At 62.2% G+C, this 24172-nt stretch carries 21 protein-coding genes; 12 read left to right on the plus strand and 9 right to left on the minus strand.

Going from position 1 to position 24172, the window contains the following annotated elements; translation table 11 throughout:
- Positions 1-178 precede the first annotated feature (178 nt).
- From OVA00_RS29325 to OVA00_RS29350, 6 genes are all read right to left on the minus strand, one after another.
- Positions 179-610, minus strand: a complete 432-nt coding sequence (locus tag OVA00_RS29325) for an NUDIX domain-containing protein (RefSeq protein WP_268090137.1) — start codon at positions 608-610, stop codon at positions 179-181.
- A gap of 9 nt (positions 611-619) precedes the next feature.
- Positions 620-2128 carry a DEAD/DEAH box helicase gene (locus OVA00_RS29330; protein ID WP_034794369.1) on the minus strand — a complete coding sequence of 503 codons (1509 nt, stop codon included), beginning with the start codon at positions 2126-2128 and terminating at the stop codon, positions 620-622.
- A gap of 185 nt (positions 2129-2313) precedes the next feature.
- A complete protein-coding gene (locus tag OVA00_RS29335) occupies positions 2314-3648 on the minus strand; it encodes a M23 family metallopeptidase (protein WP_034794366.1) in 1335 nt (444 codons plus the stop codon).
- Between the two features lie 104 nt (positions 3649-3752).
- Positions 3753-4580: a ferritin-like domain-containing protein gene (locus OVA00_RS29340; RefSeq protein WP_060600703.1), complete on the minus strand. Its 828-nt coding sequence runs from the start codon at positions 4578-4580 to the stop codon at positions 3753-3755.
- An 8-nt stretch (positions 4581-4588) separates the two neighbouring features.
- Positions 4589-5056 carry a peroxiredoxin gene (locus OVA00_RS29345; RefSeq protein WP_034794362.1) on the minus strand — a complete coding sequence of 156 codons (468 nt, stop codon included), beginning with the start codon at positions 5054-5056 and terminating at the stop codon, positions 4589-4591.
- Positions 5057-5111: 55 nt separating this feature from the next.
- The gene (locus tag OVA00_RS29350; RefSeq protein WP_143034188.1) at positions 5112-5339 is read right to left on the minus strand and encodes a hypothetical protein; all 228 of its coding nucleotides are present in this window, start codon (positions 5337-5339) and stop codon (positions 5112-5114) included.
- Between the two features lie 128 nt (positions 5340-5467).
- Here OVA00_RS29350 and OVA00_RS29355 point away from each other — a divergent pair, with 128 nt between their 5' ends.
- Positions 5468-8860 (plus strand): YhdP family protein, encoded by a 3393-nt coding sequence (locus OVA00_RS29355; protein ID WP_268090138.1) that lies wholly within the window; start codon positions 5468-5470, stop codon positions 8858-8860.
- Positions 8861-9010: 150 nt separating this feature from the next.
- Here the strand turns inward: OVA00_RS29355 and tyrS are convergent, their stop codons facing one another.
- Entirely contained in the window at positions 9011-10264 is a 1254-nt protein-coding gene (tyrS, locus tag OVA00_RS29360; protein ID WP_268090139.1) for a tyrosine--tRNA ligase, read from the minus strand.
- A gap of 100 nt (positions 10265-10364) precedes the next feature.
- Here tyrS and OVA00_RS29365 point away from each other — a divergent pair, with 100 nt between their 5' ends.
- Both OVA00_RS29365 and OVA00_RS29370 read left to right on the plus strand, forming a co-directional pair.
- Positions 10365-11486, plus strand: a complete 1122-nt coding sequence (locus OVA00_RS29365) for an anhydro-N-acetylmuramic acid kinase (protein ID WP_268090140.1) — start codon at positions 10365-10367, stop codon at positions 11484-11486.
- Between the two features lie 140 nt (positions 11487-11626).
- On the plus strand, positions 11627-12826 hold the full coding sequence (locus tag OVA00_RS29370) for a GGDEF domain-containing protein (protein WP_268090141.1): 1200 nt from the start codon (positions 11627-11629) through the stop codon (positions 12824-12826).
- A gap of 11 nt (positions 12827-12837) precedes the next feature.
- Here the strand turns inward: OVA00_RS29370 and OVA00_RS29375 are convergent, their stop codons facing one another.
- Positions 12838-13656, minus strand: coding sequence for an alpha/beta fold hydrolase (locus OVA00_RS29375; RefSeq protein WP_268090143.1), 819 nt, complete (start codon positions 13654-13656; stop codon positions 12838-12840).
- Between the two features lie 205 nt (positions 13657-13861).
- Positions 13862-14539 (minus strand): alpha/beta hydrolase, encoded by a 678-nt coding sequence (locus OVA00_RS29380; RefSeq protein ID WP_034794344.1) that lies wholly within the window; start codon positions 14537-14539, stop codon positions 13862-13864.
- 224 nt (positions 14540-14763) lie between these two features.
- Between OVA00_RS29380 and OVA00_RS29385 the strand changes: the two genes are divergently transcribed.
- The 9 genes from OVA00_RS29385 to OVA00_RS29425 all read left to right on the plus strand — a co-directional run bounded on the left by OVA00_RS29385 (position 14764) and on the right by OVA00_RS29425 (position 24033).
- Entirely contained in the window at positions 14764-15930 is a 1167-nt protein-coding gene (locus tag OVA00_RS29385; protein WP_268090144.1) for a cysteine desulfurase family protein, read from the plus strand.
- Positions 15931-16079: 149 nt separating this feature from the next.
- Positions 16080-17549: a Fe-S cluster assembly protein SufB gene (sufB, locus tag OVA00_RS29390; protein ID WP_060585120.1), complete on the plus strand. Its 1470-nt coding sequence runs from the start codon at positions 16080-16082 to the stop codon at positions 17547-17549.
- A gap of 80 nt (positions 17550-17629) precedes the next feature.
- The gene (sufC, locus tag OVA00_RS29395; RefSeq protein ID WP_034794631.1) at positions 17630-18385 is read left to right on the plus strand and encodes a Fe-S cluster assembly ATPase SufC; all 756 of its coding nucleotides are present in this window, start codon (positions 17630-17632) and stop codon (positions 18383-18385) included.
- A gap of 22 nt (positions 18386-18407) precedes the next feature.
- Positions 18408-19688 (plus strand): Fe-S cluster assembly protein SufD, encoded by a 1281-nt coding sequence (sufD, locus tag OVA00_RS29400; RefSeq protein ID WP_113188699.1) that lies wholly within the window; start codon positions 18408-18410, stop codon positions 19686-19688.
- Positions 19689-19817: 129 nt separating this feature from the next.
- Entirely contained in the window at positions 19818-21059 is a 1242-nt protein-coding gene (locus tag OVA00_RS29405; protein WP_034794323.1) for a cysteine desulfurase, read from the plus strand.
- A gap of 69 nt (positions 21060-21128) precedes the next feature.
- Positions 21129-21509 (plus strand): SUF system Fe-S cluster assembly protein, encoded by a 381-nt coding sequence (locus tag OVA00_RS29410; protein WP_034794321.1) that lies wholly within the window; start codon positions 21129-21131, stop codon positions 21507-21509.
- Between the two features lie 93 nt (positions 21510-21602).
- A complete protein-coding gene (gene sufA / locus OVA00_RS29415) occupies positions 21603-21995 on the plus strand; it encodes a Fe-S cluster assembly scaffold SufA (RefSeq protein WP_268090146.1) in 393 nt (130 codons plus the stop codon).
- A gap of 92 nt (positions 21996-22087) precedes the next feature.
- Positions 22088-23593, plus strand: coding sequence for a sensor histidine kinase (locus OVA00_RS29420; RefSeq protein WP_268090147.1), 1506 nt, complete (start codon positions 22088-22090; stop codon positions 23591-23593).
- An 11-nt stretch (positions 23594-23604) separates the two neighbouring features.
- Complete coding sequence (locus OVA00_RS29425) at positions 23605-24033, plus strand: response regulator (RefSeq protein ID WP_143556334.1); 429 nt, start codon at positions 23605-23607, stop codon at positions 24031-24033.
- The last annotated feature ends 139 nt before the right edge of the window (positions 24034-24172 follow it).

Below are 24172 nucleotides of genomic sequence, written 5' to 3' on the forward strand. Positions count from 1 at the left end.
CTATGCGCGGCAGCTGCGCCTCAGATGAAAATATTGACACGATCACCACGTTTCCCATCGTCGCGCCTAAGTGACATCGGCCGGATCCGTTGGTGCCCGCGGAACGCCGCCAACAACGGCACCAGCAATGCGCAGAACGAGGGACGTACGAAGAACACCGGCCCCCGGTGGGCGGCTGCTATGCGGCGACGCCCTGTTCATGCCTGCGCAAGGCTTCGACGGCATCGGCGGTAAAGCGGGATAGCGGTTGGGGCAGGGCGTCGAGGCTAAACCAGCCGAATTCGGAAAGCTTGTCCGGCTCGGGGAGTTGAGGTTCACCTGAGAAATCCCGGGTCACATAGATCATAGAGATCCAGTGCTGGCGGTCGGCGTCGATCACCTGTTCGCTGAGGCAGAGGAATTCGGTCGAGCCAATCTTGAGGCCGGATTCTTCTTCGGCCTCGCGGCAGGCCGCAGCCTGCGAACGCTCCATGTGATCGACCTTGCCGCCGACGATGTTCCAATGCCCGGCCTCAGGCGCATTGACGCGCCTGTAGAGCAGAATCTTGCCATCGCGCACGATGACAAGTCCGCAGCCGAAGCCCGGAAAATCGATGCCCGGCTGGCCCATCCTTTCGGATCAGGCCTTGCCGGCAATCAGCATGAAGGCAGGGATTTCGTCGCCGAAGCCGACGGGCGTCGGGCCGTCGTCATAGTCGCGGCGGTGACGGTTGCGGCGGTCGCGATTGTCGTCGTTGGCAGGGTTCGATGCACGCACCGGACGATCGCCACGGTTGTTCTGTGCCTGCTTGTTCTCTGCGCTGCGTGCCGGTTTCACCGATTCCGCCCTTTCCACGACTGTTTCAATTTCGGCCTCACTATCGGCGCGCACGGTATCGGATTTATGATCGGAACGGGCCTTGGAGCCGCGATCCCCATCTTTTTTCCGGTCCTTGCGGCCATCACGACCGCGTTCACGGCGGCCGGTATCGTGGCTTTCCATCGGCTCAGGCAGATTGGAAAGGTCGCCGTTCAGCCATTCGACCTTCTGGCCGATCAGCTTTTCGATGGCGTCGGAGAATTTCGTGTCGCGCTTGGTCACCAGCGTGAAGGACGCGCCCGAGCGGCCGGCACGGCCGGTACGGCCGATGCGGTGGACGTAGTCTTCCGCATGGATCGGAACGTCGAAGTTGAAGACGTGGCTGACATCAGGGATATCGAGGCCGCGGGCCGCAACGTCGGAGGCGACGAGCAGCTTGATGTTGCCGTCCTTGAAGTTGGCCAGCATCGTCATGCGCGACCGCTGGTCCATGTCGCCATGCAGCGCACCGACGGAGAAGCCGTGGCGGTCGAGCGAACGGAAGAGGTCGGCGACATCCTTCTTGCGATTGCAGAAGATGATCGCGTTCTTCAGTTCGTCCTGGGCGCGAATCAGATCACGCAGTACCGCGCGCTTCTCGTAATCCTTGGCATGCGCCGCAACGAAGCGCTGCGTCACCGTCTGAGCCGTGGAAGCCGGGCGGGCGACTTCGACGCGCTCCGGGTTCTGCAGGAAGCGGTCGGCAAGCTTCTGGATTTCCGGCGGCATCGTCGCCGAGAAGAACAACGTCTGGCGCGTGAACGGGATCAGCTTGGCGATGCGCTCGATATCGGGAATGAAGCCCATGTCGAGCATACGGTCGGCCTCGTCGATGACCAGGATTTCCACGCCGCTCATCAGCAGCTTGCCGCGCTCGAAGTGGTCGAGCAGGCGGCCGGGCGTGCAGATCAGCACATCAGCGCCACGCTCAAGCTTGCGGTCCTGCTCGTCGAAGGACACGCCGCCGATCAGAAGCGCGATGTTTAGTTTGTGGTTCTTGCCGTACTTGTCGAAGTTCTCTGCGACCTGTGCGGCGAGTTCGCGCGTCGGCTCCAGAATGAGCGTACGCGGCATGCGCGCGCGGGCGCGGCCCTTTTCGAGCAGCGTCAGCATCGGCAGCACGAACGAAGCGGTCTTGCCCGTGCCCGTCTGGGCGATGCCCAGAATATCACGACGCTGCAGCGCCGGCGGGATAGCGCCTGTCTGGATCGGGGTCGGGATTGTGTAGCCCGCATCGGTGACAGCGGAGAGAACTTTTTGGCTCAGGCCAAGGTCAGCAAAATTGGTCAAAGGGAAATCTGTTTCCGTTCCGGTTCAATAGAACACTGATCGATCGATGGAAAACGCACGAGCACGTGGCCGCGCTCTTAAGCTGAACGCCGCCGAAAGTCAAGAAATCCAGCACGTTGAAGCAGTAAAAGGTAAATAGTGGCGAATCTGTCGCATTTCTTGTCAAGCGGAACCGCGCGGCAGCGTCAGTTCATATAGCTCGCAAGCTTGGTGCTCGCATCCAGAAACCGCATGGGATCCACGGCATTGCCGTTCAGCCGGATTTCATAGTGTAGGTGCGGTCCGGTGGAGCGCCCGGTGTTGCCGGACTTGGCAATGACTTCGCCAGCCTTCACCCGGTCGCCGGCTTTCACCAGCACGGTGGAAAGGTGGGCGTAGCGCGTCGCGACACCATTGCCGTGGTCGATCTCGACCATGTTTCCATAGCCGCCCGTCAACCCTGCATTGGTCACCGTTCCAGGCGCGGCCGAGCGGATGCGTGTACCGACCGTTGCGCGAAAGTCGATGCCGGCATGCAGCGCCAGACGCCCGAGAAACGGATCAAGCCGGTTGCCGAAATCGCTGGTGATGTCGCTGGCCGGCGAGGGGTTGCCGAAGGGCAGCTTGCGGACCTCGGCGCGCGTGCGGTCGAGCTCCAGGAGTGCGGTATCGAGTGCGGCAAGCGAACGGCCGAAATCGTCATCGTTCACAGGCTCGACGAAGGGGCCGCCGATCGCCGTCTCGGCCGAGCCGGATATGTCGTTGGCCGGAATCAACTCGGCGACATCGTCAACGGGCAGGTCGACACCGGTGCGCCCGACGATCGAACGAATCGCATCCGACGTCTTCGCCGCACCGTCCGTCAGTCGCTGGACCCGCGTCATCTGCTCGCGCTCGACATCCTTCAGCGAGAGCGTCACTTTTGAGAAAATCCGGTCGGCGCGGTCGGAACTTGATTCGCCGGCATCGGGTGCTGCATAGGCGAGGGCGGGGACAGCTGCAGCACTGACCGGCGCAACGTTCAGTCCCATCAGCTTCTCAATTGCCTTGACACTGCCGCTGCTGCTCGCATCGGCGCGTTTTTCATAGGCAAGCGGCTCGACGGCCGCAGGCGCATCGGTTGCGGTCGTGACGCCGGAACTTTCGGCCCTTTCGACCAGGGCGCCGAGCTTTCCGTTGCGCGAGGTCAGCGCCATCTGCTGGCGCAGCAGCTTCTCGACCTTTTCCTCGACCACTTGCTGGTCGAGCAGTTGCCGGCTGGTGACCCGATCGACCTGCGCCCGCAGCGCGGTGATCCGATCCTCGTATTCATGCTGCATGCGGGCCTGGCGGGCAATCGTGCCGCCGATCAGGTCGTCGCGCAAAACCAGATAGGAAGTGGCCGCGAGATAGCCGATGCTGCAGACGCCTGCAAAGGAGACAGCGATCGCCGCCATCCACGGGCGCACGGTCATGTGCCGGACCTTGTCGCCGCTGGCCAGGATCAGGACGTGATTCTGCTTGCGTTTTCCAAAGGTACGATTTGCCTGATGTCCAGACACCCGTTCTCTCCCGCCATGTGCGCGTTGCCTCGCATCACCTGGGGATCATTACACTTTGTTAGGGTTAACAATCAGTAAGCAAGATTGCGGGAAGGTGATGTCCGCTATCGATTGGTCGAAGCGGTCATCGAGCGGTAGAACGACGGCGTCAGGCCGGCCTCGGCGCGGGCGATATCGTTGAACGGCGCCTTCAGGGGACCGCGGAAATTGGCGCGCACCAGCTGCTGGAAGGTCGCTGCCGGGTCCTTCTTCTCGCGGGCGCAGAGAAAGCGGAACCATTTGGCGCCAACGGCGACGTGGCCCTTCTCGTCCTCGTAGATAACGTCGAGCACGGCCGCACTCTCGAAGTCGCCGGTTTCGCGCATCTTGGCCTGAAGCGCTGGCGTCACGTCGAGACCGCGCGCTTCGAGAATGAGCGGCACGACGGCGAGCCGCGCCGTCAGGTCGTTGCGCGTATCGTGCGCCGCCTGCCAGAGGCCATCATGGGCAGGCAGGTCGCCATAGTCGGCGCCGAGGTCGTTCAGGCGCTGGCGGACCATGCGGAAGTGCTTCGCCTCTTCGAAGGCGACACGCATCCAGCCGTCGAAGAAGGAGTTGGGCACCGGCTCGGTTGCAAAGCGGGCGACGATATCAAGGGCGAGATCGACGGCGTTCAATTCGATATGGGCGATGGAGTGCAGAAGTGCGATTCGGCCCTTCAGCGAACCGAGAGACCGGCGCTTGACCTGCGTCGGTGGCGTCAGCACCGGCTTGTCCGGTCGGCCCGGGCGCACCGGCACCGGCCGGTCGAGCGGCGAGCGCAGCGACAGCGTGCGGCGCTGCCAGCGCCGGGCGGCTTCCTGCGCGAGCGCCGTCTTGACCTCGAGGTCGGCGGCGCGGATCGCTTCGATGGCACCGCCCCGCAGGCTGTGGAACACGGGCAACTCGGTCATCGGCGCCCTCAGATCGCCTTTGCGGCGTCAAGGACCTCGCGGGCGTGGCCGTCCACCTTCACCTTTTCCCAAACCCTGACGACGACGCCGTCGGCGCCGATCAGGAAGGTGCTGCGCTCGACACCCATGTACTTGCGCCCGTACATCATCTTCTCGACCCAGACGCCATAGGCTTCGACGACCGATTTCTCCTCGTCGGCAGCGAGCGGCACCGTCAGGTTGTGCTTCTTGGCGAAGCGGTCGTGCTTCTTCACCGAATCGGGCGAAAGCCCGATCAGGGCGATGCCGGCTGCGGCGAAGTCGTCGGCAAGTTCCGAAAACGAGATCGCCTCAAGCGTGCAGGCCTGCGTATCGTCCTTTGGATAGAAGAACAGAACAACCGGGCGGCCGCGCAGGGCCGAGAGCGAAATCGTACCGCCGCCGTCACGCGGCAGGGTGAAATCGGGAGCGACATCTCCGGGACCGGGTCTTGCCATGATTAAACCTTCCTTCCGCCAAGTTTTGCAGACAATCGGGCGCTACCGCATGTTTTCATTGGTCTTTGCCGACCAGAGGGCAAAACGTGCAGTGCTCAAGGTAGTCGAGCGACATTTGCGCGCCACAAGGCGCGCGGCGCTCTTGGGCATAGCGAAAATCGTCGACTGCCGTCCAGCGCATTTGTGCTAGATTCGACAGGTTTCGGACGGCATGGGCCGCTACGAAACGTTGCAGTCGCCTGCGCGCGCGAATTCCATCGCAGGTGGTCGCTTTCCACAGCATGGTCCCGCGTCCCTTGGTGACTCGGCACGATGACATGTGGTCTACAAGAAGCGAGAAGTGGTCGCCCCGAAATGACAGAGACGGAGGGCGACGACGAAGCTCGTATCGTATGGAGGACGCCCGCGCTGATGAGTGAGATCCGCGGCGAAAAAGTCGGCTTTCGCAAGAAAGACATCGTCGCGTTGCATGCGTTGCCTTCGGCGCAGGCGCACGAACCCATGATCGTGCACGCGCCGCGCAAGAACAAAGCCGCGCGCTTCTGTGCCAAGATCGCACTGCTGACATCGCTGCTCGCGCTTTCCATCGCGGCGATCCTCATTGTCGTCATCGAAAGCGGGGTGATGGACAGCACGCTTAACGCGCGCGCCCGCACCGCACTCAATGCAGCGCTCGGCGATGCCTACCGCGTAGAGGTCGGCAGCACTGTGGTGCGCATGACCGCGGGCGGCGCGATTGCGCTCAGAGCCCGCGAAGTGGCGCTCAGCGAAGCGTCCTCAGGCCAGCCGGTCGCCAAGCTCCGCGCGATCTCGATCGCGCTCGACCCGCTGGCGTTGATGACCGGACGCATCGCCGTCTCCAACCTCGAAGCGGAAGGCGGCGATTTCGATTCCGGGTTGCTGCCGCGCGGCGAACCGCTCGATCTCACCAAGATCCGCATTGCCGACGTTGGCGATACGCTGGAGGCAATCTTCTCCCACGTCGACCGCATATCGCAGATGGCGGCCGGCCGCGGCAGCCAGAAGGTCACGCTGTCGGATTTCAGCTTCTCCGTCATCGGCTCCCGCGATCGCGTCGTGCCCGTCGTCGCCAACGCGCTCGAGTTCAACCGTGACGCGGGCGGCTCGATGAGCGTCAAGGGCAGCGTCACCGTCGACGGGGTGGACGTCGATCTCAGCGCCGACGCCCTTGGCGACAAGGGGCACATGACCGGCTTCGAAGCGTCGATCACCAATCTGCCGCTCGCACCTTTCTTCTACCACGGTAAAGTCGGCTCGGAGCCGCCCTTCGGCGTCGTCGCATCGGCCGGGCTGTCGCTGAAGGCGACGCGGGCCGCCGGCAATGCGAAACCGGATCTGCGCGTGACAGTGCGCACGTCCAAGGGCGAGTTTCACGCGGGCAACCTCGTCTCGACGCTCAATGCCTCGCAAATGGACGTCGCCTATGACTTCGAGCGCTCGTCCGTCGAAATTCTACCGTCGGCCGTCAAGATCGGCCGTTCGACCTTTCCGTTTACCGGGGCGATTATCGACCTCGACAAGATTGCCGGCGCAACGGAGAAGGGGTTTGCCATCGACCTCCTGCTCAAGAACGCAAGCTCCGCCCCGGAAGACGTCGCCGACGCGCCGCTGATCTTCGATGCCAAGGCAAATGGCCGGTTTGTGTCGGACAAGCGCCAACTGATCTTCGACCAGCTCGCCGTGTCGACCCCGCTCGGTTCGATGTTCGGATCGCTTTCCGTCGCCTTCGGCAAGACATCACCGCAGATCAGCTTCGCCTCGGTCAGCGATCGCATGGAGGCGACCGCCGTCAAGCAATTGTGGCCGTGGTGGTTGGCCAAGGGCGCGCGGCGCTGGGCGATCGCCAACCTCTTCGGCGGCACGGTCACCAATGCCCGCATCGAAGTATCGGTCGCCGAGGGGCGGATCGCCACCAACGAAGGCGAGCTCAAGCTCAATGAGCAGGAGCTCAATATCAACTTCGATATCGACGACACGCGCATCAACATCACCGGCGAGATACCCCCGCTGCGCGACACCTCCGGCAAGTTCAAACTGAGCGGCCAGCGCATGACAGCCGAGATCGAGAAGGGGACCGCCTTCTTCCCGTCTGGACGCGCGGTCGCGCTCAACGGCGGCGACTTCATCCTTCCCGACGTCTACACGAAACCACTGATGGCGGAGATGAAGATCGAGGTTGGCGGCGATGCCGATGCGATCGCCGAGCTCGTGAGCTACAAGCCAATTCAGGCGCTGCAAAAGACCCCGCTGCTGCCGGAAGATTTCAGCGGTCCTCTGACCGCCGTCGTGGGCGCCCGTTTCGGCCTGATCTCGGATCAGAAGCCGCCGAAACCGCTCTATCAGGTACAGATGCAGCTCGACAAGGTCACCGTCCAGAAGGCCATGTTCGGGCGCGCCGTAGAGGATCTCGTCGGCACATTTCGGGTCGACAATCAGCAGGCGGTCCTCGATGCGGATGCCCGTATCGAAGGCGCGAAGGTCAAGGTCGCGCTGACGGAACCGGTCGATTCCGGTTCGACCGTCAAGCGTTCGCGCGAGATTTCGGGCTCGCTGGAGCAGGGTGTCTGGCAGAAACTGATACCTGGGCTTTCTCGGATCGTTTCCGGACCGATCACGATCGATGTTGCAATCGACGAGGCGAGCCGGCAGACGGCAGAGATCGACCTCACGAAAGCCCAGCTCTCGCTTCCCTGGATCGGCTGGAGCAAGGGCGTCGGGATTCCGGCCGAGGCGCAGTTCACGTCCTCGATGGACGGCAAGATCGCAACAATCAGCAATTTCGCGGTTGCCGGCGACGGCTTTGGTGCGCGCGGCAAGCTGCAGATCGACGATGGCGGTCTGCTCTCGGCGGATCTCGACAATGTCCGCCTGGCGCAGGGCGACGACTTCAAGGTCTCCATCGACCGCACCAGGGGCGGCTACACGGCGTCGCTCAGCGGCGCTGCAGCCGATATCAGGCCGATCCTGGCGCAATTGAAGACCGGAAGCGACCAGAACCAGGGTGGTGGCGACGACATTGCCATCAAGGCCCAGCTCGATCGCGTCACCGGTTTCAATGGCGAATCGCTCTCGAACGTCAATCTGGTCTACGGCGAGCGCGGACGTCAGATCGAGGACGTCAACCTCTCGGCCGTGACGAGCAGCGGTCAGGCGCTGGTTGCCCGGCTCGCCAAGGCCGGTGCCGACAACACGCTAGAGCTGACCACGGGCGATGCCGGCGCGCTGGCGCGGTTTGCCGACATCTACCAGAACATGCGCGGCGGCCTGCTCAATCTCAAACTGCGTGACCGTGGCGGACGCTCCTGGCGGGGCAGCGTCGATATCCGAAAGTTCCAGCTGGTCGGCGAGCAGCGCCTGCAATCGATGGTGTCGACGCCCACCGGTGCCGACGGCCGAAGCCTGAACCAAGCCGTGCGCCGTGACATCGACGTCAGCTCGGCCCGCTTCGAACGCGGCTTCGCGCAACTGGCGCTCGATCGCGGCGCGATTCGCGTCGAAGGCGGTGTACTGCGCGGCACCGATGTCGGCGCGACCTTTCAGGGAACGGTGCGCGACAACAATGGCATCATGGACATGACTGGCACTTTCATGCCGGCCTATGGGCTGAACCGCATCTTCGGCGAACTGCCGCTGATCGGCGTACTGCTCGGCAACGGCCGCGACCGCGGCCTGCTCGGCATCACCTTCAAGCTCAACGGCCCGTTCAACCAGCCGAAGCTGACGATCAATCCTTTGTCGATCATCGCGCCGGGCGTCTTCCGCAGCATCTTCGAGTTCCAATGAAGAAGGCCGACGCACTGCATGTCCTTAAATCGTCGCCGATTTAAGGACAAAACATGCAGCACTTCAAAGTTCTACAGCGACCTTTGCGCGTCTTAACAGACGCGCGGCGCTGTCGGGCCGGCCCTTCAAATTCTTGAGTGGCGCTCCGGTTCAGGCCGGGCGCACCAGAATGTGCTTCTTCTTGCCGAGCGACAGCTTGACGACATTGTCGGCGGTCACGTCGCCGGTGCCGATGATCCGACGCTCGTCGCTGACGGCCTCGTCGTTGATCCTGACGGCACCGGCCTGGACATGGCGACGAGCCTCGCCGTTGGAAGCGGCAAGACCGGCGCGTACGATCAGCGTCAGCAGGCCGAGGCCGGCTTCAAGCTCAGCAGTCGGGATCTCGACCGAGGGCAGGTCGGCGGCGAGCGCGCCTTCCTCGAAAGTCTTCCGAGCGGTCTCCGCCGCCTGCTCGGCGGCCGGTCGGCCGTGCAGCATGGCGGTGATCTCGGTTGCCAGGATCTTCTTGACCTCGTTGATCTCAGAGCCGCCAAGCTCGGAGAGCCGATCGATCTCGGCCATAGGCAGGGTCGTGTAGAGCTTCAGGAAGCGGGTGACGTCCGCATCCTCGGTGTTGCGCCAGTACTGCCAGAAGTCATAGGCCGACAGCATGTCCGGGTTCAGCCAGATGGCGCCGTTGACCGACTTGCCCATCTTTGCGCCCGACGAGGTGGTCAGAAGCGGCGAGGTCAGGGCATAGAGCTGCTCGGTGCCCATGCGGTGGCCGAGGTCGATGCCGTTGATGATGTTGCCCCACTGGTCCGAGCCGCCCATCTGCAGGCGGCAGCCGGTGCGCTTGTGCAGCTCGACGAAGTCGTAGGCCTGCAGGATCATGTAGTTGAATTCGAGGAAGGACAGCGACTGCTCGCGATCAAGCCGCGTCTTGACGCTGTCGAAGGACAGCATGCGGTTGACCGAGAAATGACGGCCGACGTCGCGCAGGAATTCGAGGTAGTTGATGCCGAGCAGCCAGTCGGCGTTGTTGATCATCAACGCGTCCTTGGGGCCTTCGCCATAGCTGAGGTAGTTGGAGAACACCGTCTTGATGCTGGCGATGTTGGCGTCGATCGTCGCCGGCGTCATCAGCTGGCGAGCCTCGTCCTTGAAGGACGGGTCGCCGACCATGCCGGTGCCGCCGCCCATCAGCGAGATCGGCCGGTGGCCGGTCGCCTGCATCCAGTGCAGCATCATGATCTGGATCAGGCCGCCGGCATGCAGGCTCGGCGCCGTCGGGTCGAAGCCGATGTAGGCCGTCACGGTTTCCTTCCGGAACAGTTCGTCCAGGCCAGTCTCGTCGGAGATCTGGTGGATGAAGCCGCGCTCGCTGAGGGTGTGAAGGAAATCGGACTTGAAACCGGACATGATCTGTCTCTCTTGCGGGGGGAGTTTTTGAACGAACGGGCGTTTAGCACTGTTTTTGCGCATAATCACTTCAAAAGTGATTCTGGAAATATTGACCCGCATGACGCAGACAAGAACCGCAATCGGCCTGATGAGTGGCACGAGCATGGACGGCATCGACGTGGCCCTGTTGCGAACCGACGGGGAGACTGTCGTCGAGCGCGGACCATCTGCCAGCTTTCCCTACGACGCGCAATTTCGGGATCGTTTGAAGCAGGGACTGGTTGAAGCGAAGGCGATCACGCAACGTGACCAAAGGCCGGGCGCCCTTGATGCGCTTGAGCGCGACCTGACGCTGCGACACGCAGAAGCGGTCAAGATCTTCCTCAAACAGAACAACCTGTCGGCGGCTGATATCGACGTGCTCGGCTTTCACGGACAGACCGTGCTGCACCGCCCCGACGAGGCCCTGACGGTGCAGATCGGCGACGGCGCGCTCCTTGCCGGAGAAACGGGCATCGATGTCGTCTACGACATGCGCGCCAACGACATGGAACATGGAGGGCAGGGCGCGCCGCTGATCCCCGCCTACCACGCAGCACTGGCGCGAGGCGCGGCCGGCCTTCCAGCACCGGTTGTCTTCGTCAACATCGGCGGCATTTCCAACCTGACCTTCATTGGCGAAGGCGAGACGCTCATTGCCTATGACAGCGGTCCCGGCAACACGCTGATCGACCAGTGGGTCGAAGCGCATGCCGGCATTCCCTTCGACCAGGGCGGCATGATCGCCAGCGAGGGAACGGTGCTGCCGGCGCTTGCCGAACGCTATCTCACCAATGCCTTCTTCACCGCGGCCACGCGCCGCTCGCTGGACCGGAACGATTTTGCACCACCGGCCGGAAGCGATGCCGGCCTTGCCGACGGCGCACGTACGCTTGCCCATGTCACGGCGGCAGCGATCATCAAATCGGCGGGGCACTTGCCACAGCGGCCAGTCACCTATGTCGTCTGCGGCGGCGGCCGGCTCAATCCGGTGATCATGCGTGACCTCGCTTCGCTTGCCGAAGTAGAGGGCGCGACAGTGCTTGCGGCGGAGGCGGTGGGCTTCAACGGCGATTCGATGGAGGCCGAGGCCTGGGCCTACCTCGCCGTGCGTGCCTTGCGAGGCCTGCCGCTTACCTATCCGGGAACGACGGGCGTGCGGCAACCGGTCAGCGGCGGCCGGCGCGCGGCAAGAACTTGAAGTTGATCTCGCGTTTCGCCATAAGTCCGTCATCCCAACGGATTAATCAAATTTTCGCAACAGCGAATTAGGATCTCAGCCGCTGCCACTGGAGGTGGTGAGGAGCGGCTTGGTGCCGCACGAGGGTTTCGGGTTCGTCGATGGGTGGTGCGATTTCTCTGCTGGCCGTGAATTTCATCATCGCGCAGATCTTCACGGCCGCATTTCTCATCATTGCCGCAAAGAGCCGGCAGCGGCGTGCGGCGCTCTGGTGCGCTGCCGGATTTGCCGTCGCCTCGCTTGCAGCCGTCTGCGAAACGATCGTTCCCTTTTCCTCGACCCCGCGGCTCTTTGCCGTCAGCGCCTTTGCCTGCGTGCTCGGCGGCTTCTGTCTTCTGCGTTTTGGCCTCGGCCTTTTCTATCAAGTGCCGGTGCGCGTGCCGTTGCTCGGCGCCTTCTTCGTCGCCGGCGTTTCCCTGGACCTGGCGATCTACGACCTGCCGAGAGGTACCTGGGAGCATGCGATCCCGTACCAGGCGCCCTTTGTCGTGATCCAGGCGTGGACGGCATCGGTCGTCCTTCGCTCCGGCCGCCGCACCTTCTTTGACTGGCTGTTGTTCGGCCTGCTGGCGCTCTCGGCCGTCTACTACCTCGTAAAGATCTATGCCGCGGTCGTCGCAGGCTCGGGCGTAACGGCCCAGGACTATGTTTCCAGCCCGTTTGCGCTCATCTCGCAGGCGCTCGGTGCGATCCTCATCGTCGGCGCCGGCCTTGCCATGCTCGGCGTGATGGTCAAGGAGATTGTCGACGACGCGCAGGCGCGCTCGGAAATCGACCTGCTCTCCGGCCTCTACAATCGCCGTGGCTTCATCGAACGGGTCATGCCGCTCCTGCACGCCCGCACCACCCAGACGCCGGGAACAGTCATTCTCGCCGACCTCGATCGCTTCAAGTTGGTCAACGACACCTATGGCCACCTCACGGGCGACGAAGTCATTCGCCGATTCGCCCGGGTGCTGATGGACGTGATGCCCAACCGCGCCGTCGCCGGCCGTCTCGGCGGCGAAGAGTTCGCGGTGTTTCTGCCCTGCACGGACCTGTCGGAAGCACGCGTCGTCGCCCATGGCATGCGTGCGGCGATCATGTCCCAGCAAATCGGCGGCCTTCCGGAAGCAGCAAGGGTGACGGCAAGCTTCGGCGTCACGGCCGTCGGCATCGGCGAGGCGCTCGATCCGGTGATACAGCGCGCCGACGAGGCGCTCTATACAGCCAAGGCCAACGGTCGCAACCGTGTCGAATGTGCCGAAGCACCGACCACGGTCGTCAACCCAAGCGTTCCACACTGGATCGGGCGGTCATAGACGACCGGCGTCTAGGCGATGCATTTCTCTCGGAGAAACCGGAGGATGTCTTCGGTGAACTGGTGCGCGTTCTGCAGTATCGAAAAATGGCTGACTTCAGGCTGGATCAACAGGCCGGCCCCCGGAATGTTGTCGGCGATGAACAGCGTGTCGTCCCGTTTGATGGCTTCCTCATGGTCGCCATCCACCACCCAGACAGGGACCCGGATTTTCTGAAGGTCGCCGGCCGTGATGTTCGGCTGCGAAGTCCACATCGCCATCATCTCGTCGAAGAAGCGCTTAAATCCCCCTGGCGTCGACGACAGCAGGGCGTACTCTTCGCCCGTTCGCGCGACATAGGCGTTGAAGACGACGCTCTTGGTAAAATCGTGTGTTCCGGATGGATTGCTGTTTGCCCCGAAGGAAAAGACACCGGCTATGAGATCGGGATGCCGCATCGCCAGCAGGAGCCCGATAATCGCGCCGTCGCTCCAGCCGACGATGACCGCCTTTGGCAACGTCAGGTGAGCCATCAGTGCCATGACATCGCCTGCCATGAGTTCATAGCTCATGCTCCCACCACCTCGGGAGCTGCGTCCGTGCCCCCGGCTGTCCATCACGATGACCTGACAGGTTTTGGCGAGCTCCGTGACCTGAAGCCCCCAATAGTCGGAATTGCCTAGCCCGCCATGTAGCAAAATGACGGGAGCACCCGAACCATACACCGCGTGCCAGATCCTGGCGTCCGCGAGCTCGACAACACCCTCACGTCCGCCAGCCGGAAGCTGCGGAGTGGCGGGCAGGGTTAGCCACCTCGGCTCGCACGCCGACACATTCGACACCTGCGACATGGCTCCCTCCCGTGAATGCTGCTCGGCTCTGCCCCACCCAGACAGCCTAGACTTGCACTATACGCCGATCACACGGCGCTGAAACTCATCCTATCGGGTGAGAGTTTTTGCAGCCTTCGGGCGCACGACCATGGGGCGCATTTGTCCATAAAAAACGCCGCGCACCCGAAGGGGTACGCGGCGCTCCTGTACGTGGCCCGGGTTTTCAGCGAATACGCTTGGCGGCCGGCTCCGGTGTCAGTTCGCCGTTAAGGCGACGGTCGAGGTAGTCCTCGCATTCCGTCATCAGGCCTTCGACCTGGCCGTTGAAGAAGTGGTTGGCGCCGGGCACAGTCTTGTGGGTGATGAGAATGCCCTTCTGCGCCTTCAGCTTCTCGACGAGGCCGTTGACGTCCTTTTCCGGCGCGACCTTGTCGGAATCACCATTGATGATCAGGCCCGAGGACGGGCAGGGCGCGAGGAACGAGAAGTCGTAGATGTTCGGCTGTGGCGCGACGGCCATGAAGCCTTCGATTTCCGGGCGGCGCATCAGGAGCTGCATACCAATCCAGGCACCGAAGGAATAGCCGGCAACCCAGCAGCTCTTCGAATCCGGATGCAGGCTCTGCACCCAGTCGAGCGCGGATGCCGCATCCGAAAGCTCGCCGGCGCCGTGGTCGAATTCGCCCTGGCTGCGACCGATGCCGCGGAAGTTGAACCGGAGCGTGGTGAAGCCGCGCTTCTGGAACATATAGAAGAGCTGGTAGACGATCTGGTTGTTCATCGTGCCGCCGAACTGCGGGTGCGGGTGCAGGATGATGGCGATCGGCGCGCTCTTCTGCTTCGAAGGCTGATAACGGCCTTCGAGGCGGCCGGCGGGTCCGTTGAAGATGATTTCGGGCATTGGCTCTCCGGGAGTGTTCCTGGTTCGAATCTTGGGTTCAGATCGTGATGAGTCTTGACGAAAGCAGTCAGCTTTTCTAAAACCTAGTTTAGAACCGTTCAAAACTTCTGTGCGGGCATTCCGCCTTGTGCTTCGTCTCATAAGGCAAGCGGCGCGGAAAATTCAAGGAAAATGCATCGCCAGAGGTTGCGGGCCTGTGACCTGTTGATCTAGCGAAGGAAATCATGTCGAGTTCGCGCATCTATATGGACTGGAACGCCACGGCGCCGCTTCTGCCCGAAGCGCGCGAGGCTTGCCTGTCGGCGCTCGACCTCCTTGGCAACCCTTCTTCCGTTCACGGAGAGGGCCGCGCGTTGCGCACGTTGATCGAAAACGCCCGTCGCGACGTGGCAGCGCTCTGCGGCGCCAAGCCTGGCAGCGTCATCTTTACCAGCGGCGCCACGGAAGCGGCCAACCTGGTGCTTACGCCCGATTTCCGCATGGGCCGCACGCCGCTGAAGATCGGCCGGCTCTATGCCTCGGCGATCGAGCACCCGGCTGTGCGCGAAGGCGGACGCTTTCCGCGCGAAGCCCTCAGCGAAATCCCGGTGATTTCAGACGGCGTCGTCGATCTCCCGGTGCTGAGGGAGCTGTTATCCGCGCATGATCGCCAGCTCGGCTTGCCGATGGTTGCCGTCATGCTGGTCAACAACGAGACGGGCATCATCCAGCCGATCGCCGAGATCACCGAGATCGTTCGCGCCCATGGCGGCATTCTCGTCGTCGACGCGGTGCAGGCCGCCGGCCGCGTGCCGCTTTCGATTGAAGACCTCGGCGCCGATTTCCTGATCGTCTCCTCGCACAAGATCGGCGGCCCGAAGGGCGCCGGCGCGCTGGTGGCGCGCGGCGAGGTTATGATGCCCGCACCGCTGATCCGCGGCGGCGGACAGGAAAAGGGGCACCGTTCCGGGACTGAAAATCCGGTGGCTATTGCCGGCTTTGCAGCGGCCGCCCGGAAGGTCGGCGAAGATGTCGGCCAACGAATGGGCGTGGTCACCGCGTTGCGCGACAAGCTCGAAGGCGAGATGCTGGCCGCGGCAACCGACGTGGTTATTCACGGCCGCGACGTTTCGCGCGTTGGCAACACGATCTTCTTCACGCTTCCTGGCCTCAAGGCCGAGACCGGGCAGATTGCCTTCGATCTCGAAGGTGTGGCGTTGTCGGCGGGTTCAGCCTGCTCCTCCGGCAAGGTCGGGCAGAGCCACGTGCTGACGGCGATGGGTTACGATCCGCGCCAGGGCGCACTTCGAATCTCGATCGGCGAGGGCACGACACAGGCTGATATCGACCGTTGCGCCGCGGTCTTTGCAAAGGTAGCAGCAAGAAGACGAGCGCCCGGGCAAGCAGCCTGAGCGGAACGACCGGACGAAATTGCGGAAAAGCAATTTTCCGCTTGGCAAACAGGGTGAAAAGCGCCTTTTAGCCATTACATAAGCGGTGTGCCAAGCGCATCGTGTTGACAAGCTGCCGGACCTTGGATCCGGCAAGATTGGAGAACGACATGCCTGCCGTGCAGGAGACCATTGATCAGGTCCGTCAGATCGACGTTGACCAGTACAAATACGGTTTTGAGACGACCATCGAAGTCGAGAAGGCCCCGAAGGGTCTCTCGGAAGACATCATTCGCTTCATCTCCGAGAAGAAAAACGAGCCGGAATGGATGCTGGAATGGCGTCTTGAGGCCTATCGCCGCTGGCTGACGCTCGACGAGCCGACCTGGGCACGCGTCAGCTATCCGAAGATCGACTTCAACGAGATCTACTATTACGCCGCTCCCAAGGGCGTGACGGGCCCGAAGTCGCTCGACGAAGTCGATCCCGAGATCCTCAAGGTCTACGAAAAGCTCGGCATTCCGCTGAAGGAACAGGAAATCCTCGCCGGCGTACAGAAGTCGAAGATCGCCGTCGACGCCGTCTTCGACAGCGTCTCGGTCGTCACCACCTTCAAGGAAGAGTTGAAGAAGGCCGGCGTGATCTTCATGTCGATCTCCGAGGCGATCCGCGAGCACCCTGATCTCGTCAAGAAGTATCTCGGTTCCGTCGTTCCGACGACCGACAACTACTATGCGACGCTGAACTCCGCAGTCTTCACCGACGGCTCCTTCGTCTACGTGCCGAAGGGCGTTCGTTGCCCGATGGAACTGTCTACCTACTTCCGTATCAACGAGAAGAACACCGGCCAGTTCGAGCGCACGCTGATCATCTGCGAAGAGGGCGCCTACGTGTCCTATCTCGAAGGCTGCACCGCACCGCAGCGCGACGAGAACCAGCTTCATGCCGCCGTCGTCGAACTCGTTGCGCTCGATGACGCAGAGATCAAGTACTCGACGGTCCAGAACTGGTATCCGGGCGACAAGGAAGGCAAGGGCGGCATCTACAACTTTGTCACCAAGCGTGGCGATTGCCGTGGCAAGAACTCCAAGATCTCCTGGACGCAGGTCGAAACCGGTTCGGCGATCACCTGGAAGTATCCGTCCTGCATCCTGCGCGGCGACGGTTCGCGCGGCGAGTTCTACTCGATCGCGGTGTCCAACGGTCACCAGCAGATCGACAGTGGCACCAAGATGATCCACCTCGGCAAGAACACGTCGAGCCGCATCGTCTCCAAGGGTATTGCTGCCGGCGTCTCGGAAAACACCTATCGCGGCCAGGTTTCGGCCCACCGCAAGGCCGAGAATGCCCGCAACTTCACCCAGTGCGATTCGCTGCTGATCGGCGACAAGTGCGGCGCGCATACCGTTCCTTACATCGAGGCGAAGAACTCGACGGCACAGTTCGAGCACGAAGCCACGACGTCGAAGATTTCCGAGGACCAGCTGTTCTACTGCCTGCAGCGCGGCATCCCGACCGAAGCGGCGATCGCGCTGATCGTCAACGGCTTCGTCAAGGAAGTCATCCAGGAACTGCCGATGGAATTCGCCGTCGAAGCGCAGAAGCTGATCGGCATCTCGCTTGAAGGCTCGGTGGGCTAAGGCCCTGGACTGAAAATTGAATGGCGCGCACCGAGAGTTTGCGCGCGAACGAACGTTCGTTTCCCAAGAGGACGATAGAAATGCTTGAAATCAAGAACCTGCACGCCCGCATCGCCGAAGACGGCACCGAGATCATCCGTGGCCTGAACCTGACCGTGAAGGCCGGCGAAGTTGCCGCCATCATGGGCCCGAACGGCTCCGGCAAGTCGACGCTCTCCTACATCCTGTCGGGCCGCGAAGATTACGAAGTCACCGAAGGCGACATCCTCTACAACGGCGAAAGCATCCTGGAACTCGACGCGTCCGAGCGTGCGGCCAAGGGCATCTTCCTTGCCTTCCAGTACCCGGTCGAAATCCCGGGCGTTGCCACCATGCAGTTCCTGAAGGTGGCGATGAACGAACAGCGCAAGTATCGCGGTGAAGACGAGCTGACGACGCCGGAATTCATGCGCCGCGTCAAGGAAGCCGCTGCCGAGCTGAAGATCGCACCGGAAATGCTGCGTCGCCCGCTCAACGTCGGCTTCTCCGGCGGTGAGAAGAAGCGCGCCGAAATCCTGCAGATGTCGCTGCTCCAGCCGAAGCTTTGCGTGCTCGACGAAACCGACTCCGGCCTCGACATCGATGCGCTGAAGATCGTCGCCGACGGCGTCAACGCCCTGCGTTCGCCGGATCGCGCCGTCGTCGTCATCACCCACTACCAGCGCCTGCTCGACTACATCGTGCCGGACACCGTACACGTCCTCTACAAGGGCCAGGTGATCAAGTCGGGCGACAAGACGCTGGCGCACGAACTCGAAGCCAACGGCTACGCGGATATCATCGAGGCCGCAGCTTAGAGCCTGTTGAAGGAGTGTTCGAATGAATATGCAACAGGCAATCAAGATGACGGCGGCCGAGACGGCGCTCGTCGACGCCTATACCGCGCAGATCGGCGATCTGCCGGGTGACGGTTCGGTGCTTTCGGTTCGCGACACGCTGGTGCACGAACTGAGGACTGCGGGTCTGCCGACCCGCCGTGTCGAATCCTGGCACTACACCGACCTGCGCACGCTGCTGCGCGCGGTGCCGGCTACCGATCCGACGGCCTTTGCCGATCGCGTCGACGCGCTGGTTCCGGGCTCGACGGTGTTTTCGGTCCGAAACGGCCAGGCCGAGGTCAAGGGCAACCTTCCCGAGGGCGTGACGGTCCGCTCCTATGTCGACAGCCTGCTCGACGGTTCGGCCACGGCTGGCCTCGCTGTGCTCGGCTTTGACGACGCGATCGGCCGCATCAACGGCGGTCTCGTGCGCGGCGGTCTCGAAATCGCCGTCGGCGATGATGCAACGGTCGAAAATCCGCTGGAAATTCAGCTGGTACAGAGTGTCGGCCAGGCGCATACGCGCTTCCCGGTGACGTTCGGCGCCAACGCCAAGGCAACCGTGATCGAGCGGCATCTGTCGACCAAGGACGGCGAGAGCTTCGTCTCCTCCGTTAGCGACATTACGCTCGCCGACGGTGCCGATATCATCTGGATCATCCTGCAGCAGCAGGGCGCTGCCGATACCCATCTCGGCCAGATCCGCTTCGACCTCGGCAAGAATGCCAAGCTGCATCTCTTCGTGATCAACGCCGGCGGCAAGCTGGTGCGCCAGGAGATCCATGGCAAGACGAGCGGCGAGGGTGCGGATTTCAAACTGCGCGGCATCAACCTGCTCGGCGGCGAGAGCCACACGGACGTGACCTTCACGCTCGGCCACAACGTACCGCACACCACGTCGACGGAGATCATCCGCAACGTCGTGTTCGATCGTGCCAAGGGCGTGTTCCAGGGCAAGATCCTGGTTGCCAAGGACGCGCAGAAGACCGACGCGAAGATGGCATGCAACACGCTGCTTCTGTCCGACGACGCCGATCTCTCGGCGAAGCCTGAGCTGGAGATCTTCGCCGACGACGTGCAGTGCGGCCACGGTGCGACGGTTGCCGATATCGACCACACGCAGCTCTTCTACCTGATGGCGCGCGGTGTTCCGGAAAACAAGGCTCGGGCCATGCTCGTCAATGCCTTTGTTGCCGAGATCGTCGAAGAGCTGGAAGATGACGAGGCGCTGGTCGAGGCGCTGGAAGAGGTCATCTCGACCTGGCTCGACAAGCACGCCTGACGGGCTGTCTGCGTAATTCCTTAAATCGGCGTCGATTTGGGGTAAAATTGCGCAGGACTTCAACATGTTGCAGTGCGCTTAGCGCGTCCTCAGGGACGCGCGGCGACGTGGCGAAATTGGATTGAAGACATGGAACACTCTGTACCGGTGCCCGCCTACGACGTCGAAACGATCCGCAAGGATTTTCCGATCCTGTCGAAAACCGTCTACGGCAAGCCGCTCGTCTATCTCGACAACGGCGCATCGGCACAGAAGCCACAGGTCGTGATCGATGCGATCTCCCATGCCTATTCCAACGAATACGCCAACGTCCATCGCGGCCTGCATTTCCTGTCGAATGCCGCGACGGAAGCCTATGAGGCGGCACGCGAAAAGGTGCGCCGCTTCCTCAATGCCCCGTCGGTCGACAACGTCATCTTCACCAAGTCCTCGACCGAGGCGATCAACACGGTCGCCTATGGCTACGGCATGCCGAAGCTCGGCGAGGGCGACGAGATCGTGCTGTCGATCATGGAGCACCACTCCAACATCGTTCCCTGGCATTTCATCCGCGAACGCCAGGGCGCCAAGCTCGTCTGGATCCCGGTCGATGACGACGGCGCGTTGCACGTCGAAGATTTCGTCAAGTGCCTGACGGACAAGACCAAGCTCATCGCCATCACCCATATGTCGAATGCGCTCGGAACCGTTGTTCCGGTCAAGGAAATCTGCCGCATCGCCCGCGAGCGCGGGATTCCGGTTCTGGTCGATGGCAGCCAGGGCGCCGTGCACATGCCGGTCGATGTCCAGGACATCGACTGCGACTGGTACGTGATGACCGGCCACAAGCTCTACGGCCCCTCCGGTGTCGGTGTGCTCTACGGCAAGACGGACCGGCTGAAGGAGATGCGACCGTTCCTCGGCGGCGGTGAGATGATCGAGGTGGTGACCGAGGATTATGTTACCTACAACGATCCGCCGCACCGGTTCGAGGCCGGCACGCCCCCGATCGTGCAGGCAATCGGCCTTGGCTATGCGCTCGATTACATGGACAAGCTTGGTCGTGCAGCGATCCAGGCGCATGAAGCCGATCTGACGGCCTATGCGCGCGAGCGCCTCTCGTCGGTCAATTCGCTGCGGGTCTTCGGCAACACGCCCGACAAGGGCAGCATTTTCGCCTTCGAGCTTGCCGGCATTCATTCGCATGATGTGTCGATGGTGATCGACCGTGCCGGTGTCGCTGTTCGCGCCGGTACCCATTGCGCCCAGCCGCTCTTGAAACGTTTCGGCGTGACCTCCACATGCCGTGCATCCTTCGGGCTCTACAACACACGGGCCGAGGTCGATGCGCTGGTCGACGCGCTGGAGCATGCACGAAAGTTCTTCGCCTAAGAAGTTTGTAAAAGGTTCAGGGATTTATCCCAATCTGCTGAACCACTAGAGAAAGTCCAGGAGGCCGACATGAGCCTTGATGCAACGGAAGAAAAGGTCGACGTCCGCGAGGGCATCGTGCATTCGGCGATCCCAACCGAAGAGATTGCGCGCCTCAGCGACGACATCATCGCGGCGCTGAAGACCGTCTACGACCCGGAAATCCCGGCCGACATCTTCGAACTCGGTCTCATCTACAAGATCGACATCGAAGACGACCGCATGGTCAAGATCGACATGACGCTGACAGCACCCGGCTGCCCGGTGGCGGGCGAGATGCCGGGCTGGGTCGAGAACGCCGTCGGCGCCGTCGAGGGCGTCTCGGGTGTGGAGGTCAAAATGACCTTCGATCCGCCGTGGACGCCGGACCGCATGTCCGAGGAAGCACAGGTCGCCGTCGGGTGGTACTGAGCCTCGCGTATTGATCCGTTAAGGCACGGATACTACATTTGATTCTGTAAGGCGCCGGGCCTTTACCCCGGTGACGACAAGGAGAATGAGCCCATGCGCTTTGCCGTGATGAGCCTGACCGATGCCGCTGCCGGCCGCGTGCGCGCGATCGTCGAGAATTCCGGCGCCGATGCCAAGGGCATTCGCGTCGGCATCAAGAAGGGTGGCTGCGCCGGCATGGAATATGCCGTCGATCTCGTGACCGAGCCGAACCCCAAGGACGACCTGATCGAGCATCAGGGCGCCAAGGTCTGGATTGCGCCGGAAGCCGTGCTCTATCTGCTCGGCACGCAGATGGATTTCGAAGTGACGACGCTGCGCTCCGGATTCACCTTCCACAATCCCAACCAGACATCCGCCTGCGGATGTGGCGAATCGGTCGAGCTGAAGCCGGCCGATCTGGCCGCACTTGCGGCACAGGGTGACGCCGTAGTGCGCGCCAACTGAGTTTTACCATTCCTTCAATTGAATAGGTCGGCCCGGTTTTCGCCGGGCCTTTTTTCTGCTGAGATACACATCTATGGAATAGGGAGAGGGACATGGCGGCGTTGAACGAAGATCTCGTCTTCAAGGCGCTCTACGAAACGTTTCCCGATCCCGTGATCATCATCGACGCCGAGCGTATCATCCGTTCCGCGAACAATGCAGCACTTCGCCAGTTCGGTTATCCGTCCGCGGAGTTCATCGACAGATCCGTGCGCCTGATCTACGCGACCGATGCGGAATATGCCAAGCGCCTGCAGAACCGGGCGGCGCGCGTGGACGAAACCGCCCCCCGGACTTCGAACTATCTTTATATCAGGCGTGACGGCTCGACATTTTCCGGGCATCTGCGCACCACGCCCCTGATCAACGACCAAGGCGAAGAACTGGCGCTTATCGGTATCATCAGAGACGTTTCGGACCTGACCGAAGCGGTGAGCGAACGGCAGAAGGCTTCCGAGATGCTGAATGCGGCCCTCGAAGCAATGCCTGAAGGCTTTGCCATCTTCGACAGGGAGGAACGGCTGGTCGTCTATAACAGGGCCTATCAGGCGATCTGCGGGCCGGCCGGTCCGGCACTCAAGCCCGGCATCACCGCCGAGGAAATCCTGCTCTTGGCGCGCCAGGGCGGTCACTACCCGGACGCCTTGCCGGGGACGCGCGAAGGCAACGAATGGATCGCCTCGCGTCTGCGCGATTTCCGCTATCCGGACGGAAAGCCGAAGATCCACCGCTATGCCGACGACCGCTGGCTGAGGGTGGAGAACATCAAGGCCAAGGATGGCAACACGGTCGTCGCGCGTGTCGATGTCACGGATCTGAAGCGCGCCGAGCTCGCGCTCGAGCGGCAACGGCAGGAACTTGAACACAAGAACGAGGCGCTCGATCAGTTCACCGCCACCGTTTCCCACGATCTCAAGGCGCCGCTTCGGCACATCTCGATGTTCTCCGAGATGATCGAAGACGACCTCAAGGCAGGCAATCAGGCCGAACTTGCGGAAAATGCCCGGCACCTGCGCGACAGCGTCCGCCGCATGAACCGCGTGGTCGACAGCCTGCTCGACTATGCGCAGATCGCGCATCGCATCACCGACTGGACCCAGGTGCGGCTGAGCGACGTCGTCTCGGAGACGCTGACGATTCTCGCCGGTGACGCGAACGACGCAAACGCAACCTTCCAGGTAGGCCCACTGCCGGAACTGGAAGGGGATCCCGAGCTGCTGCGCCGCCTGGTCCAGAACCTCGTCGGCAATGCGATCAAGTACCGGCACGCCGACCGCCCCCCGGTCATCCGCATCCACGGCAGCGTTTTGCACCAAACGGTGGAGCTGGTCGTAGAGGACAACGGCATCGGCATCGATCCGCGGTTTGCGACGCGCATCTTCGAAGTGTTCCAGCGGCTGCACAAGGATGAGACGGTCTATGGCGGCACGGGAATCGGCTTGTCGCTCGCCAAACGCATCGCCGAAAGCCATGGCGGTTCGATCTGCCTTGACACGAGCTTCCGAGAAGGCGCACGTTTCATCGTGTTGCTTCCGAGGTGGCTGAGGAAGGCGAAGTAGGGCGGAACAAGGTGACCTCGACGCCAAAGCGATTGCTCTTGGTGGAAGACGACGCGCACGATGCGCGTTTCGTGATGCGCGCCTTTGCCCAGATCGACAAATCGATCGAACTCGTCCTGGTGACCGACGCGGACGAGGCCGTGGAACAGCTCTCCAGCGGGCACTTCGACTACGTGCTGATGGATATCAAGCTGCCCGGCAGCGATGGGATCGAGCTCCTAAGGCGCGTTCGCAAGAGCCGTGCCACTGCGCTCATCCCGATCATCGTGCTGACGTCCTCGATCAATCCGGCCGACGTGCTTCACTGCTACGGTGCCGGCGCCAATGCCTATGCGGCAAAGCCGTCTTCGGTCATCGAATATCGTCGCTTCGCCGAAGCGTTCATTCGCTTCTGGGTCGAAAGCACAATCCTGCCACCGGGCATGAGCGCGCGCCGATAGGCCAGCTGTCTTCACGCGATCGGTATTACACGCCACTTTTTTTGGGGAATGGGGTCGAGCGCACAGGCGCGCATCCGTCCGGGCGTGGCCACGCCGGAGAAAACAACCGGCGGAGCATTGCTGCTCCGCCGGTCGATGT

Origin of the sequence: Ensifer sp. SL37 (genome assembly GCF_026672675.1) — a bacterium.
In the GTDB taxonomy this organism is placed as follows: domain Bacteria; phylum Pseudomonadota; class Alphaproteobacteria; order Rhizobiales; family Rhizobiaceae; genus Ensifer; species Ensifer adhaerens.